The 14,907-nt window shown below is 57.6% G+C and carries 17 protein-coding genes; 11 read left to right on the forward strand and 6 right to left on the reverse strand.

Features of this window, described 5'->3' with window-relative positions; translation table 11 throughout:
• Window positions 1-1,227: hypothetical protein (locus AAAB35_RS09985; RefSeq protein ID WP_340668127.1), on the reverse strand; the 1,227-nt coding region annotated here is incomplete at its 3' end.
• On the opposite strand from AAAB35_RS09985, the gene AAAB35_RS09990 reads away from it, so the two are divergent.
• From AAAB35_RS09990 to AAAB35_RS10025, 8 genes are all read left to right on the forward strand, one after another.
• Complete coding sequence (locus AAAB35_RS09990; RefSeq protein WP_340668128.1) at window positions 1,226-1,522, forward strand: hypothetical protein; 297 nt, start codon at window positions 1,226-1,228, stop codon at window positions 1,520-1,522. The genes AAAB35_RS09985 and AAAB35_RS09990 overlap by 2 nt on opposite strands.
• Window positions 1,523-1,626: 104 nt before the next feature.
• A complete protein-coding gene (locus tag AAAB35_RS09995; protein ID WP_340668129.1) occupies window positions 1,627-2,160 on the forward strand; it encodes a Na+/H+ antiporter subunit E in 534 nt (177 codons plus the stop codon).
• Window positions 2,153-2,413, forward strand: coding sequence for a monovalent cation/H+ antiporter complex subunit F (locus AAAB35_RS10000; protein ID WP_340668130.1), 261 nt, complete (start codon window positions 2,153-2,155; stop codon window positions 2,411-2,413). The genes AAAB35_RS09995 and AAAB35_RS10000 overlap by 8 nt, the downstream gene beginning before the upstream one ends.
• Before the next feature lie 5 nt (window positions 2,414-2,418).
• Entirely contained in the window at window positions 2,419-2,664 is a 246-nt protein-coding gene (locus AAAB35_RS10005; protein ID WP_340668131.1) for a hydrogenase subunit MbhD domain-containing protein, read from the forward strand.
• Window positions 2,664-3,008, forward strand: a complete 345-nt coding sequence (gene mnhG / locus AAAB35_RS10010; protein WP_340668142.1) for a monovalent cation/H(+) antiporter subunit G — start codon at window positions 2,664-2,666, stop codon at window positions 3,006-3,008. The genes AAAB35_RS10005 and mnhG overlap by 1 nt, the downstream gene beginning before the upstream one ends.
• Window positions 3,005-3,694, forward strand: coding sequence for a Na(+)/H(+) antiporter subunit B (locus tag AAAB35_RS10015; protein WP_340668132.1), 690 nt, complete (start codon window positions 3,005-3,007; stop codon window positions 3,692-3,694). The genes mnhG and AAAB35_RS10015 overlap by 4 nt, the downstream gene beginning before the upstream one ends.
• A gap of 21 nt (window positions 3,695-3,715) precedes the next feature.
• Window positions 3,716-4,084 carry a cation:proton antiporter subunit C gene (locus tag AAAB35_RS10020; RefSeq protein WP_340668133.1) on the forward strand — a complete coding sequence of 123 codons (369 nt, stop codon included), beginning with the start codon at window positions 3,716-3,718 and terminating at the stop codon, window positions 4,082-4,084.
• Window positions 4,078-7,164 (forward strand): proton-conducting transporter membrane subunit, encoded by a 3,087-nt coding sequence (locus AAAB35_RS10025; protein ID WP_340668134.1) that lies wholly within the window; start codon window positions 4,078-4,080, stop codon window positions 7,162-7,164. Before AAAB35_RS10020 ends, AAAB35_RS10025 begins: the two co-directional genes overlap by 7 nt.
• A gap of 45 nt (window positions 7,165-7,209) precedes the next feature.
• On the opposite strand, the gene AAAB35_RS10030 is transcribed toward AAAB35_RS10025, so the two are convergent.
• Complete coding sequence (locus AAAB35_RS10030; protein ID WP_340668143.1) at window positions 7,210-7,488, reverse strand: glycine zipper 2TM domain-containing protein; 279 nt, start codon at window positions 7,486-7,488, stop codon at window positions 7,210-7,212.
• 189 nt (window positions 7,489-7,677) lie between these two features.
• Entirely contained in the window at window positions 7,678-8,577 is a 900-nt protein-coding gene (locus tag AAAB35_RS10035; protein ID WP_340668135.1) for a LysR family transcriptional regulator, read from the reverse strand.
• Window positions 8,578-8,681: 104 nt separating this feature from the next.
• On the opposite strand from AAAB35_RS10035, the gene AAAB35_RS10040 reads away from it, so the two are divergent.
• Both AAAB35_RS10040 and AAAB35_RS10045 read left to right on the forward strand, forming a co-directional pair.
• Window positions 8,682-9,671 carry a zinc-dependent alcohol dehydrogenase family protein gene (locus AAAB35_RS10040; protein WP_340668136.1) on the forward strand — a complete coding sequence of 330 codons (990 nt, stop codon included), beginning with the start codon at window positions 8,682-8,684 and terminating at the stop codon, window positions 9,669-9,671.
• A 228-nt stretch (window positions 9,672-9,899) separates the two neighbouring features.
• Window positions 9,900-10,319, forward strand: a complete 420-nt coding sequence (locus AAAB35_RS10045) for a hypothetical protein (RefSeq protein WP_340668137.1) — start codon at window positions 9,900-9,902, stop codon at window positions 10,317-10,319.
• Window positions 10,320-10,977: 658 nt separating this feature from the next.
• On the opposite strand, the gene AAAB35_RS10050 is transcribed toward AAAB35_RS10045, so the two are convergent.
• Entirely contained in the window at window positions 10,978-11,988 is a 1,011-nt protein-coding gene (locus tag AAAB35_RS10050; RefSeq protein ID WP_340668138.1) for an AraC family transcriptional regulator, read from the reverse strand.
• A gap of 421 nt (window positions 11,989-12,409) precedes the next feature.
• On the opposite strand from AAAB35_RS10050, the gene AAAB35_RS10055 reads away from it, so the two are divergent.
• Window positions 12,410-12,673 carry a hypothetical protein gene (locus AAAB35_RS10055; RefSeq protein ID WP_340668139.1) on the forward strand — a complete coding sequence of 88 codons (264 nt, stop codon included), beginning with the start codon at window positions 12,410-12,412 and terminating at the stop codon, window positions 12,671-12,673.
• Between the two features lie 1,148 nt (window positions 12,674-13,821).
• On the opposite strand, the gene AAAB35_RS10060 is transcribed toward AAAB35_RS10055, so the two are convergent.
• On the reverse strand, window positions 13,822-14,331 hold the full coding sequence (locus AAAB35_RS10060) for a DUF995 domain-containing protein (RefSeq protein WP_340668140.1): 510 nt from the start codon (window positions 14,329-14,331) through the stop codon (window positions 13,822-13,824).
• Between the two features lie 34 nt (window positions 14,332-14,365).
• The coding region (locus AAAB35_RS10065) for a glycosyl hydrolase (RefSeq protein WP_340668141.1) at window positions 14,366-14,907 on the reverse strand (542 nt) is incomplete at its 5' end.

The raw sequence follows: 14,907 nt of genomic DNA on the forward strand, positions 1-14,907 counted from the left end.
GGCCAAGGCGACGCGCAGCGCCGGATTCCTTGCGCGTGCCCGTCGTGCGCGCCGCTGCAGCCGTTCCTTGGTGATCAGAACGGCGCGGGCATCCTCGTCGTGACCCATTTCCCGCAGCACCGTCGACAGCTGTTCGTAGGGCTGCGGCCAGAAATCCGCGTTCCATCGTTCAGGCGTCTGACGAGACAACCAGTCGAGCCTGCTTGCCGCATCGACGGGGCCGCCGATGAACGCTCCGTACTGGCACCGGTTTAGCAGCAGATCACCGGCCTTTGGCCAGCTTGACTGTTCGTCATCAATTGCACCGATTGACGTCGCCGTCAGGTCGAGCGTGCCTTCAACCGACGCACCCTGCCGCAGGAAGAATGCGCCATCGACGCTCGCACGATTGAGCCTCAGGGCATAGCCGCCCGGCTGCGAGAGTGTCGCCGACGTGCAATCAATGTCTCCACCGAAGCGGGCGCCCAAAAGGCTAGCCTCGCCGACGATGGTTGCCCCTCGCATGGCGAGGTCACCACCCGCAACAATAGCGTCTCCGTTGAGGGCGACTTCGTCGGGACGTTCAATCCGCGCGCCAACAGCATTGAGGTCGCCGCCAAGCCGGACGCCCGAAAAATTGATGCCCCCACGGACGTCTGCGCCGCGCAGCAGGATCGCACCGCGAACCTCCGATCCATCAGCGTCAAGAACAATGCCACCGGGCGAGACGATCGATGCGCCGTCTACCTCGATGTTGCCGCCTATACGCGCCCCGGAGAGACGGATCTCTCCAGTGATGGTCGCACCGCGCAGGGATAGACCCCCACGCGCTTCGAGACGATCGGCCTGCAGGCCAGGCAGGGACGAACCGTCCAGAAAGAGGTTATCGATAATCGCAGAACGCAGCACCGGCGACGCTTCGAAACGGCAGTCCTTGAGACCTATGTCGCGCGGAATCCGGCACCCTTCAAGGTCAAGAATACCGGTTACCCATGCACCGCTAAGCCTCAGCCCCTTTTCATGGGAACGGTATTCGCGATTGCCGAGGATGAGCAAGCGCAGAAGCTCCGCGCGCACGGTGCGAGTTGGATCCTCCCGCTCCGGGCGTAAGCCGTCTCCAAGCCTGTCGAAATCTCCGAAACTCAGACGCGCAACGATCTTGGCTTCGGCCGCACTGAGCGGCTCGAAACTGGCGAGACTGGACACAACGGAGATGGCGGATGAAGACTTCGAAGGGTTCTCGTTCATGAGCGCGATATCCGTTTCACTTCGACTGGAAAAACAGCATATCAAATCCAGATCGCCTTCTTGGCTTGCCTGGATCGTCGCTGCGACCGGGCAGCCATTGAGGCACGCGTTTGCTCATGCCATCAAAATTGTCATTGCCGAATCTCATCAACCCAAAAGCGGCCGTCGAAACATTCTACCTTCCCACCAAAGCACTGTGATTGGCATTGAGTCCCAAACCTTTGCTCCAGATACTATTCACCGGAACAAAAGCAGCCTTTTCGCCAATAAAACCAAGGATCGTACAACAAATTGAAAGCATTTTTCCCGAATATTCGCCTATAATAAAAGCGGTTGATATCAAGCCTGCTTTCCGCCTACCGGTTCGATCATCTCGATTTTCTACAAAGGTCGCTTTGAATGGCATCAGACCAACAGACGGCTCATAGTGGCGTACCGGGTTCGCCTTTGGGATCAGTCAGCCTATTTCTGCTGTTGTTTTCGCTATGGCTGATCCTGAATTCCAGCATCGCCCTCCCGATCCTGGTCAGCGGTGCAGCGATCGCGCTGGCCATCTGCTGGATTTTCATGCGCCGCAGCGGCACCTGGCGGCACGTCGTGCCCACACCGCGAAGCGCCTTTCATTTCCTTGCCTATACCGGGGTGTTCTTCGTTGAGCTGGTAAAGGCGAACCTCAACATGCTGCGCTACGTCTATGCGCGGCGCATCGACATTCATCCCGGCATTGTCAGGATCACTATCCGGCTCAAATCACCGATAGGACGGCTGGCGCTTGCGAATTCGATCGCGCTGACACCGGGCTCGCTGGTGATGGCAATAAAAGACGATGCGCTGTTCATTCACTGGCTAGACGTCAAGACCGTCGACCCCGAGCTTGCGAGTGAGATGATTGCAGGCCCGTTTGAGAAACACCTGGGAGCGATCTTTGGCTGACATCATCCTGAAGCTTGCCGGTGCACTGATTTTTCTGAGCATCACCTGCGGTGTCGCGCGGCTGGTCATCGGCAGGACGGTCGTCGACAGGATCGTTGCCATCGACATGCTGACTGTTGTCTCGATTGCCCTCATCGCGCTCTACGCCCATCTTTCCGGTCGTTTCGTCTATATCGATGTGGCGCTGGTCTATGGCCTGCTCAGCTTCCTTGCCGTGCTTGCCATTGCCCGCTTCCTCGAACGGAGGCGATAGCCCGCATGCTGGAACTCCTCGTCATTCTGGTTTGCGTCGGCATCCTTGCGAGCGGTGTCCTTGCGGTGTGGCTCGAAAATCTGCTCGCGGCGATGATCAGTGCCGGATTGGCAAGCCTCTTTGCCGCCGTGTCCTATGTACTGCTCGCCGCCCCCGATGTCGCGATGGCTGAGGCCGCCATTGGATCGGGCCTTGCGACCCTGATTTTCCTTTACACCATGCGCAAGACCGATGGGGGAAGGGAGCCGTGATGGAACTCGTCGGCAGCATCATCATCCTTGCGGGCTCATTCTTCCTGTTTTCGGCAGGTCTTGGCCTGTTGCGCATGCCGGATGCCTTCACCCGCATCCAGGCCGGCACCAAGGCATCGACACTCGGCAATATCCTGGTGCTCGTTGGACTTGGGTTCTACCACCCTGACTGGAGCGCCAAGCTGCTTGTTGTTGCCTATTTCGTGCTGATGACCAATCCATTGTCATCGCATGCGCTGTCTCGCGCCGCCCATGCCATGCGCACACCCATGGCCCCATCAACCATGACCGATGCGTTGCGCGAGGCGGAAAACGAGCACAAGGAGGAGGGCGGGGCGACATGAGACGCTTGTTTGCCCTTCTCGCCGTCTTGGCGTTTGCGGCAATCTTCCTTGGCCTTGTCAAAGGGTATAGCGAACGCCAGACCCGGTTCCCCTTGGCCGAATACTATCTCACGCAGGTTCCGCGCGAACTCGGCGCACCGAATGTCGTGACCGGAATCCTCATCACTTATCGTGGCTTCGATACTCTGGGGGAGGTGGCGGTGCTCTTCATGGTGGCGGCGAGCGTTGGCGTGCTCCTTGGCGACAAGCCCGACGACAAAAAGCGCGCCATACCGGCGCAAGAGAGCGAACCGAGCGAACTCGTGCGTACCGGCGCTGAGGTCATCTTGCCGCTCATTTTCCTGTTTGGTGCCTATGTCATCATGAATGGGCATCTTTCGGCCGGCGGCGGCTTTCAGGGCGGTGCGGTGGTCGCCTCCGGCATCATGCTGCTCTTGCTGGCGAATCCCGCGAGCCAATTGCATCATGGCTTCCTCAGCGTGACGGAATCGCTCGCCGGCGTCCTTTATGTATCGATCGGGATTCTCGGCATGGTTTTTTTCGGCGGTTTTCTCGACAGCCACATCCTGCCGCGCGGCACATTTGGAACGCTATTGAGTGCTGGCGCAATTCCCCTGATATCGGCGCTATTGGGCATCAAAGTCGGAGCGGAGCTCAGTGTTGTCATCGACCGGTTCCGAAACTGATATGACAGGCGAGGTGAGTTGATGGAGCTGCCGGTTTCGCAGATATTGCTCGTCACAGGATTTTTCCTGATCCTGATCGGCATTTGGGGAGTGCTCGCTCACCGCAACATTCTGCGCATCATTATCGGCTTTTCGCTCCTCGACACCGGCATTCACATTGTCATGGTGGCAACCGGCTACGTCACCGGGGGAACCGCACCAATCATCGATGCTGCGCTCGAGAAGGCCAATGCTGCGGCCAGCGCCGTCGATCCCATTCCTTCCGCCCTCGTCGTCACGGCCATCGTGATCGGCTTTTCGGTAACCGCAATCATGCTCGCATTCGCAAGACGGTTGTACGATGCCAAAAAGACGCTCGATATCGGCGCCTTCACGGAGGAAAAATGGTAGAGGTCTTGCTGCAACCGTTGAACATCTTCCTGTTCGGCCTTGGCGGCAGCTTTCTGATCCCGCTGCTTTATCGCATCGCCAAGCCCTTGCCCTTGGTGGTTTTCGTCCTCGCGCTCGCCGGCATCGCGGTAATTTCCGCTGGCCTCCTCCTGGCGCTTCATCAGGGCGAGCCGGCGTTCGAGAGTCTCACGGCCGGCAGTGGTCCGCCGTACTCGATCAATCTTCGCGTCGGCCGCTTCGAAGCCGCATGTGCGTTCAGCGTCAACGTCGTGGCGCTCCTGGCGGCCACGCACCTCTGGGAGCGCCTGCGCCAAAACTATGCGGCACTGCTGCTCTTTCTGCTCTTGATCATGGGCGTCAACGGCATGGTAATGACCCGCGATCTCTTTAACCTTTTCGTGTTCCTCGAGATCGTATCGATTGCGACGTACGGCCTTTTTGGCTTCGATGGCACTCCCCAAGCGCTTACCGCCGGCTTTAAATACATCTTGGCAACGGTGCTCGCTTCAGCCTTTTTCCTATTGGGTACGGCCCTGCTTTATCACGTGACCGGAACGCTCAACATCGACGCTATGATCGCTCAGCGCGCGCAGATCGCCGGGCCGATCGGGACAACAGCATTGCTGCTTGTCCTTTCCTGCCTCATCATCGAGCTCAAGCCGTTTCCGGCCAATGGCTGGGGACTTGATGTTTACACTTCCGCCTCGAGTGGAATTGCAGCTCTCGTTTCTTGTGTGGTGTCGGCGGGCGTCTTTTTCGCCCTCTTCAAACTGCTTGCCCTGTTTGAAGACAACCTTACCCTCATTGCCATATCGGGCGGGGCAACGTTCCTGTTCTCCAATCTTGCCGGGCTCAGGCAAACAAATGTTCAGCGGATGCTGGGCTATTCTTCGATTGCGCAAATGGGGCTGCTCACCCTGGCGCTGGCGCTGATGCGCCAGTTTGGAGCCGATGCGGCGATGCCGCTTGTCGTCGGTGGTTTGTTCGTCAATCATCTTCTGGCAAAGGCGGGCCTGTTCTTTCTGGCGGGCGCCGTCAATCGCCGGCACGTCGATGGCTGGTCGGCGATAGCCGGACGTCCGCTGATCCTGCTCATCTTTGCAATTCTCCTTGTCGCCATCGCAGGTCTGCCGCCTTTCCCAGGTTTCTGGTCGAAATGGGAGCTCGTCATGCGCGTCGCGACGGCAGGGCAATATGCCTGGATCGCCGTCATTCTGGTGGGCTCACTGTTTGAGGTCGCCTATATGTTCCGCTGGTTCAAGCAGGCGACCCGCGCCGCGCCGGAAAAGGCATCCGTTGATGTCCCACCCGGCAGGCTCATTCCGGCTGGCCTGTGCGCGCTTCTTTTGTGCGTTTGCGGATATGGCGCGGCAACGCTTTCAGGAGCAGCCTCGCTGTGGCTGTTTGCGCCTCTTGGCGCCGGAGCCTTTCTGTGCCTGCTCGACTGGCTTCCCGGCCGGCTCAAATCAAGCCTCATGCTCATTCTAGTTGTTTTGCTAGGCGTCTGGATCGTCAGCCCGGTTGAAGGCATCAGCCGCCTCTTCGCAGTGCTTCTTCTTTCCGGCGCCCTGGTGGTCGCCTCAGCCAGCCTCTATCGCGCCGACCGGCGCCCCGGCTACTATCCGCTGATGACGCTGCTGCTTTTGTCGATCGCGGCGCTCCTGCGCACGAGGACGAGCCTCGAATTCTTCTTCAGCTGGGAGATGATCACCCTCTCTTCCTATTTTTTGATCGCGCAGGCGCGCAACGCTCATCCTTATGCGCTGCCATTTCTGTTGTTTTCAATTGCCTCCGCCTTCTGCCTGCTTTTCGGTTTCGCCATGGCGGCGGCAGCCAATGGAACGATTGATCTTGCGGCATTCGGGGCTGCAGGGACCGATGCCTGGCCAGCATTTTTAATGCTTGCCGCGGGTTTCCTGATCAAGGCAGGGGCTGTGGGCGTCCATATCTGGCTTCCCGGCGCCTATTCCGAGGCCGATGACGACCTTTCGGCGATGTTGTCGGCCGTCGTCAGCAAGGTTGCGATTTTCGGCCTGTTTTCCGTCACCTATCTCGCCATACGCTCCGAGATTGGCCTCGACATGGCGCATGTCATGGGCTGGATCGGCCTTTTGACGACCTTCTTCGGGGCGGCAATGGCGCTGCAGCAGGCCGACATGAAACGCATGCTTGCCTATTCGAGCATGAGCCAGCTTGGCTATATCGTCACCGCCATCGCGCTGATGAGCCATCTTGGCTGGGTCACGGCCCTTTATCTCGTTGCCAACCACCTGATGGTCAAGGGCATACTGTTCCTTGCCGCGGCCGGCGTCATCTTGCGCACAGGCACGCGTCTTCTTGATGAAAATGGCGGCTTGGTCCGCAATATGCCTTTCACCTTCGCTGCCGTAGCCACCGCGCTCATCTCGATGTCCGGTCTGCCGCCGCTTGCCGGATTCGGAGGCAAATGGCTGCTTCTCAGCGCCATGGTGGAAAAGGGCTGGTATTGGCTCGCGGCCGTCGCCGTCCTTGCGACGTTTGCCGGCTTTCTTTACATGTTCCGTCTGGCCTACGCGGTTTTTCTTGGAGAACGGAAGGCCGCATTTTCAGCAATCAGGGAAGCCCCCGTCGCGCTTATCGTGCCGCAATATCTCCTGGTCATCGCCATCCTTGCCCTGTCCTTCTTCCCCAAGCTGTTCATGGAGCCCGTTTCTGCGGCAATTGATCCGGCCTTCGCCTCCACGCTGGTGTGGGATGGCATGTCGCTGGAGACGATTTACGGCTATTGGAATCCGATTCCTGTCATGGCCATCACTGTGGTGATCGCAGCACTACTCTTTTTCGTGGTCTGGCTGCGGTACATCTACGGGTATCGGCGCACCCCTACGACCGGCGTTGCGGTCTTTTACGCATTCTACCAACCGCGGCTTTCACACCTGTTGCGACCCGTCGCCACCGCCTTCTGGCGCGGCGTGTCAGATTTGACACTGAGCGCAGGCGGGTCGATCCAGAAGATCTATACCGGCAACGGCCAGACCGACAGCCTTTACGTTCTCTGGTACGTCATCGCCATCTGGGCAATCGGCACACTCAGCCGCTAGCGGCAGCGTCACCGCCAGGGCTGAAGGCCAACGCCTTGAATGGCTTTAACACGGTGCGATGAAAATGGTGCCGTCGCTGCGCCGGTAGCGGCAGCTATTTCGGTCCTTGCTGGGAGTCGATGCCGTTCCGACAACTGCGCCGAGAAGTGCACCACCGGCAGCACCGCCAACTGTACTCCTGGTATTTTGACCGATCGCCTGGCCGGCGACAGCACCAACGCCGGCACCGACCACGGCGCCAGTTCCCGCACGGCGGTCCTGTTCGTTCGTCGCACAACCCGAAAGCATGGCCGTTGCCGTCACAGCCAGAATGGCAAAGTTCATTAATTTCATCACGACCTCCACGAAAATTGGCCCCTGTTCGCCCAACTCAGCCGGGTTTGGTCGGGTTAATGTTCCAACTGCCCGCACGCGCGTCAACATCGATCCCTTGCCACGCGTCATCGATGCGAAAGAAATGGACGCCCTGCCTATTCTTCGGATTCTCAGCCAGTTGTCGAGCTGATCCGGTCATCACGCCATGACCTTGGGCAAGTCAACGGCGAGCGCATCCACCGCGAGTCGAACCTTGAGCGGCAGGTGGGGGGTTTGCAGCCACATAGCGTAGTTGTCGAACGCATATGCCGGCTGGGCGGTCAACAGCCGGACAAGTGTGCCGGCCTCTACCCGTTCGCGAATGAGCCAGGACGGAAGCCAGGCAAGCCCGAAGCCAGCGGCGGCGGCATCGGCAATGGCATCCATGTCGTCGAGCTTGACCCGGCTGACGGGCATGACCTCTCGCGGAGCCTGTTCCTTGCGGGCAAACAGCCATGGGTGGACCCAGCCTGGCCGGCTATAGATGATGGCGTGATGGCTGGCGAGATCCTCTATTTGAAGTGGCTGGCCGTGCATCTCGATATAAGATGGCGACGCACAGACCACCATGCGGTGGCGCGCCACGCGCCGCGCGATCACCCCAGCCCTGTCTTCCAGATTGCCGGTGCGGATGGCCAGGTCAAAGCCACCCTCCGCAAGGTCAGCGATCCTGTCACTGAATGAAAGGTCGAGTTCAAGCAAGGGATATTGCTGGGCGAATTTCAAAAGGGCGGGCATGACGCAGTACCTGCCCAAAAGCGCGGGCATGGTAACGCGCAGTCGCCCGCGCGGCGCGCAAAGCTGGTCGGCTGCCAGTTCATCTGCCGCGTCGGCTTCAGCAAGGACCACCTTGCAGCGCTCGTAGTAGGCACGCCCGAAATCCGTCAGACTTTGGCGGCGCGTGGTCCGATTGATGAGGCGCACGCCCAGGCGCTCTTCGAGAAACCGGACGTGCTTGCCCACCATGGGGCCGGAGAGACGCAGCGCCTCGGCAGCGGCGGCGAACGAACCAAGATCAACGGCCCTGACGAAAACGGCCATGCTGAGCAAGCGATCCATATTCGAAACTCTCAGTTTCTACTGTTTTGTCAATGACGTTGTTTATCCGGCTTTGGCGGGCTGGCATAGGTTATTACGTTCAATTAATTAGGAGTCGTCTTCCCATGGCACGCATTGTCCGCTTTCATGAGCACGGTGGTCCGGAGGTTCTGCGCATCGAGAATATCAACCTTCCGGGACCCGCACGAGGCGAGGTCCAGATCCGTGTCAAGGCATTGGGTCTCAACCGGGCCGAGGCGCTCATGCGCTCGGGCATGTATATTGAGACGCCGGCCTTACCGTCTGGTCTTGGCCTTGAAGCGGCGGGCATCGTTGCCGCAGTCGGCGCGGATGTGGCCGGTTTTACGCCAGGCGATGCCGTCAGCGTCGTGCCGCCGCTGTCGATGGCCCGCTGGCCGGCCTATGGCGAGGTCGCCACGTTTCCGGTCGAACTTGTCGTCAAGCACCCGCCGTCATTAGACTTTGAAGTGGCGGCCGCTGTCTGGATGCAATATCTTACCGCCTACGGTGCACTCATCGACATCGCCAAGCTTCGCCCGGACGATATCGTCGTCATAACCGCCGCATCAAGCAGTGTCGGACTTGCCGCAATTCAGATTGCCAACAGGGTTGGCGCGACCCCGGTCGCGGTCACGCGCACCCTTACCAAGAAAAAATTCCTCTTGGCATCCGGCGCTGCCCACGTCATAGCTTCGGCACAAGAGGATCTGGAGGCGCGGCTAAAGGCTATCGCTGGCCCTTGTGGCGTGCGCGTTGTTCTCGACCCAATCGGCGGTCCCATCGTCGCGCCACTAACCGCAGCTATGGGATGTGGTGGCATTCTTGTCGAATTCGGCGGCTTGAGCACCGAGCCGACACCGTTCCCGCTTTTCACAGTTCTAAAAAAGAGCCTGACACTGCGTGGCTATCTTGTCCACGAGATCATCGGCGATGCGGTACGGCTGCAGGCCGCCAAGGCCTTTATCCTGGAAGGCCTGGCTCAAGGATCACTCCGGCCGGTCATCGCCAGGACTTTCGCGTTCGACGAAATCGTCGAGGCACACCGATTTCTTGAATCCAACGAACAATACGGCAAGATCGTCGTAACGGTCTGAGGAGTCATCTTACCCGGCTAACCATCAATATAGAGTGACACATTGGCATCCAGTTGGTGCCCTCCCGGCCCAGAGAGACCCGAAATGAGCCGCCGAGACTGTCAACCCGATCCTGCAGCCACTTCAGTCCCATGCCTTCTGTCCACACGGGCCAGGATTGCAAACCAATTCGACGCCACCGGATATGTTATAGGACAAGGGAGCTCGGGGTGGTCGATAAAGGGAGGCTTGCGTGGACGAAAGTTCGGCCTGTCAAATCAGCTTATAAAATATCCGCTGACCTTTTGGGATTCCGAAAGTTCTTTGTCGAGGGGAATACACAAGCCGCGCCCGTTTAAACGCAATTTTGGCCCAATATACGGTGTTCTATTGCACTTTAAATTTTTTTCCGATCTTAGACAAAAAGTCGACACAGCAGTCGCTGACTGCCAGTATTTCTCCAACGCAGCCGAATACCAGGTTATCGCCAAAGTCCTTGCCCAATCCCCTGAGCTTCAGCTCCATGATGGTCATCGATCGGCAGCCTACGCTGGACCCGAGCAACTGATCGAGTTGGGCTTCATGAAGAAACTTTGGATAGTTATATTCACGATGGCAACCTTCATGGAGTTCGTCAGCACCGCCGATTCCATGTTAGGTGGGATTTGAGGTGGTGGCGATTCCGATATCGCACTTCCTCAGCATTTGGCGGAACATCTAGGCCAAGCCCGCTACGGCGGGATCATCTGCTTGAAATATGCCGAATGTTGCCGTGCCCGCGATAGGCCGGGGCCAAATGATTTGTCTATGCAGCGTTCAACGAACAGGCATATGAGTCCGAACTGATATCCTTGTCATCGTCTTATAAATCATCCAGAGGCAAGGCATTTCGTGAGACGAGGTGGCGAGTTGCGTTGCTTATCAGAACCTTTCTGGTTGGAGCTGCGCGACGGAAAGACTCTTCGTTCATGGCGGCTCCCAAAGACTAAGCGCCACCTTTATTTTGATGGTCATCAACGCGAAGCGACGGTGTATCCCGGTTTGTCTTGAGATCACATAGTATAAATCAGTAGGTCTGCATGACTGTGCTTCTTACAGACCGTGTCCTTCGTCGGGATTAAAGTTCTGAATGACATCGTCGCGGCCAGCGTCCTTCTGTCGAAAGCAAGCCTGTCGCTCAATGTCGCAAGTGTGACCCGGTGCATTCCGTCTCTCCTTGCCGTCCAGTCCATGCGGCCGATAGGGAGCCGGATGGACGCACGCCACGCTTGCGCATACAGCACAATCGAATCGTTTAGGTTCAAAGGCCGGCTCTAGCGGTGACAGCTTAAGCTGGACCCGCGCTTATCACGCAAGAGCGCCGAAACTCCGAGGGGCTCTTGCCGGTCCAGCGTCGGCATGCATGGCTGAACGCGCTCGGCTGCTGGAAACCAAGTCGCCATGTGATGTCCGAAGCTCGAAGATTTTGTTCAAGATAGCGTATGGCGAGATCGCGTCGCATCCGGTCGAGGATTTCTCCAAAGCTCAATCCCTCGGCTGCCAGCCGCCGCGCGAACGTCCTCTCGCTGAGATTCAGCTTCTCAGCCACCGTCTTTGCCTGCGCTTCACCGTGCGGCAGAAGCGGCGTGATCGTGTTCTCGACCTCTGTCTGGAACGGACTGGTACCGGGTGTGCGTGCCGCGAGCGCATCATCACAACTCTTGACCATCAGATCGTTGAGATAGGGGTCATAGCCAACCAGAGGCAGGTCCATCACGCGAGCGTCGAAACTTATCTCGTCGACATGGGCGTCAAAGCTGACCTCGCAGCCGAGAAACTGCTGGATTTTTCGGCCATCTGCACGATGGTGCATGAATCGTGCCGAAAGCGGCACGACCCTCTTTCCGACAAGCTGGCGGCAAAGCCGTACCAGCGCGACCGCAAAGGCCTCCATTAGATGCCGGTCGATGTGGCGGGGCACTCCATTGTAAAAAAGTCCGACACGGCCGCCCGAACCTTTGACGATCCGCAGATCCAGCGCTTCATTGGCAATGCGCTCGTACCGATCGAGGCGCTTGAGTGCGTCGCCAAATCGCGCCGATGACGCAGCCACATAATAAAGCATGCCGAGTTCGCGCAGGTCGAAATCGGCTGCAAGCGTAAGCCCGAGCCAGTCGTCCTCGAGGGCCCGCGCAACGCGCTCCAGAAACTCGATCGCCGCTCTGACCTTGACCCGTTTGTTGCTGGCAAGCGCAGCCTCAGACAAGCCGGCGCGCACAAGAAAGGGAGCTGGGTCAACGCCGCGGCGTTGAAGCTCTGAAAGCGCCAGGTGAACAGCCAAGCCTATTGACGTTGGCACCGCCCTTGGTCTCCTAAGAATTCTAAGGCCGCGGACTGCCGAACCATGCAACCGGGCAGTGCGCGCACTATGAGCATTATGGCAGCTTAGCGCAATCTTTTGTCAGGACTGAGTGAGATATTTGCTGATCCCTCCGCTACAAAAGCTCCGCCGAGACGGACCCTGACTGGGCCTGTCAAAGCCCGGCACTGCGACCAGGGTAGGAGGGGAGCTCCCGTCTGCGGTGCCGGTTGTCGTAACGGCAGAACGCTGGTCCATCCACCCAAAAAGCACTGCGCGCGTGAGCCCTTCAACATGGGGTGAGCAACCCTTCGCTGCCAATTGATCCTGGGCGTCGAAACACCCTTTGGGAACGGAAAAAGGCCGAACGCCGTCATGTTCAAATGCTGCCATAGCCATCAGACCCGAAAGAAGTCCCGCCATGAACGACAAATCACCATCAGCCATCAGCATCGCCATCATCGAGATGCTGCTTGGCGACGATGATGTCAAACTCGGCGATGAATTTGACGCCGCCTGGGGCCGGGCGATGTTTTTTCTCGATCCCGGCCGGCAATATCCGGTTGCCCCGCACCCGCTGGTCGGCAGAGACGCCGCCATCGACATCCTGCTTGAGGTTTCGAGGGCGGGGCCGAAGACCTGCGACGCGGTACGCGCACTGATTGCCCGCGCTACGACACGCTGAATGCTTAAAAAACAAGGACATTTTCCGCCATGCGTTGCCGCCGACGCCATAGCAACAGTTTCAGCTTTGGCCGGTAAGAGCAAGTATTTGGCAGCTGCAAACAACTACCAAAGCTGAAGCTGTGCTATGTCGCCGACGACTCCAGGCCTTGCGCCGGCCTAATCTGCGCAAAGGCTCAACGCCGATACAGCCCATCCACAGCCGCGCCACCCGTACCTGATAGCAGACCATGTTCGACTTGATATTCGCAGGGGTCTTTACCTTTACCGCCGTAATCGGCCTCATCATCGTAATCATCAACTGGTAGCCTATCAACAAACGGTGCAACGCCTTGCTGCCGTGCAACATGGGTGAGATTGACCCAGTTGCAATGCGAGATCGACGCAACGCTCGATTGACAAAACAGCTTTTACCGCAAGCCCGCCATGACATTCGCAATCTGCGTCGGTCCCATTTCCCTCCCTTGTTTCGACAGCGCCTTCAGGACTAAGATATTATCGCCAAAATCCGTCAAAGCTCCGCTTTAAAAGCCCGCGATCGGCTCCTGTAGCGGCCACGAATAAAAAGCGCGAGCCTTGGACATACAATACCGCTGCTAAATCTTTAGGTTGTTTCTAATTGTATCTATTCGCTTAAACCGCCCGCAATGGATCGCATGCTAAGCATTAACGTAACAAATACGGGGAGTGCTTCAATATGTGCAGTGTCAATAAAGTATTTACAGATACAGAATTAACTCAGATTAATATTAATCCAGTCAATTCTCCACTTTCGCCCAGAAGCATCCTCGTGATTGCTTCGATAATGGCCATTTCGCTGTGCGCTATGAATACGGCCAGAGCGTCCGAAGTGCAATCGAACTCGGTAAAGTTTGCCTATTCCGCCTCCGGCAAAACAAGCATCATAAAAAGAAAAGTCATCAACAACGGCAACACCGCGGCGGCTGTGAAAGCGTCCTATTTCGGTCGCGCACCCTATGTCTGTACGCCAAGCGGCTTTGGGCGCACGTCTACCTGCTTCGCCCGATAAGTTTCCGGCGCAGCCATGAGGTCGCCGAATAACAGCGTGCAATGACGAATCGCCAGGCACGTGACCTGGCGTTTCGTGAGTGTCTATGGCAAATGCGGCCGCTGGTACGGTCGATCTGCTTACTTGCGCGATATTTTTGCGCGCATCCGCTTCAATCCGGACGCAACATAATCGCCTGACCGAAACTTGTTATATTCGTCATCCTTGCGTGCGGGCGTGGATTTGAACGGATACCAATTCCCACCTGGCTCGCGTTTCTGGTAAGTCACATTGCCCCGTTTGCGATGGCTGAAACAGGTCAGTGCGGGCGCATCGCCCGACTTTGCATACCAGACTGCCTTGAAGCAAACTTTCCCCGGCTCGGTGATAAACCAATGCCCAAGACCATATGAACCGCCTCCGTCCGCCGACCAGGCTGTGAACGCGCGCTGCTTGACGGCAAAATAACCGGCGCCCGCTTTCCATATCCAGGATCGATTGCCGTAAAGCTTGTATAGCTCTTGACTGGTCAGCGGTACAGAGGCCGCCAAAGGCTGCGCAGCTTTGCTTTGGGCAGCAGAAGCCTCAAAGGCAAATGTGGTCACCACCGCAAGGATGGACAGTAACGATAGCGCTCGGAATATTTTCATCGGTTCCTCCAATGGAGCTATGGGTGAATCCCGTTCAGTTTGTCGCGTCTTTTACGACTCGCCAATCTGGGAGACCATATGGGCGGGGCCAAGGATAAACTTCCTTATCGTTGAAATAGACAACGGCTGTCAGGGCCGGAAATTCCGGATAATGCTTGGCGGCGTTTTCGGCCCAGTTGCGAACGTATTCAGTATCGCCTTCGTAGCCAAGCTCAGCAACAACGACCGGCTTGCCGAATGCCTTGACCAATTGGTATTTGGGCGCGAACGACTGGGCAAATGTCTGCTCCTTGCCGAAATGATCTGTGTCATATTGCTGCAGGGCAAAAACAGAAAGCCCAACGACATCCACAACATCGTCGCCAGGATAGAAGGCAGCCAGGCTGGGCTGACCTTTCGGAGACCACATGTATTTCGCCGACTTATTATTCTCGCGGCATACCGTCACCATACGTCGATAGGCTGTCACATAGTCGGCCGGCGCCCACTGAGCCCAGGTAAACTGGTTATCGGTTTCGTCCATCTCCTGGGCCCAGCGGATGGTAACATCGCTTTTGAGACCCGACGTGGTTGCGC

Source organism: Phyllobacterium sp. (assembly GCF_037994425.1).
GTDB lineage: Bacteria > Pseudomonadota > Alphaproteobacteria > Rhizobiales > Rhizobiaceae > Phyllobacterium.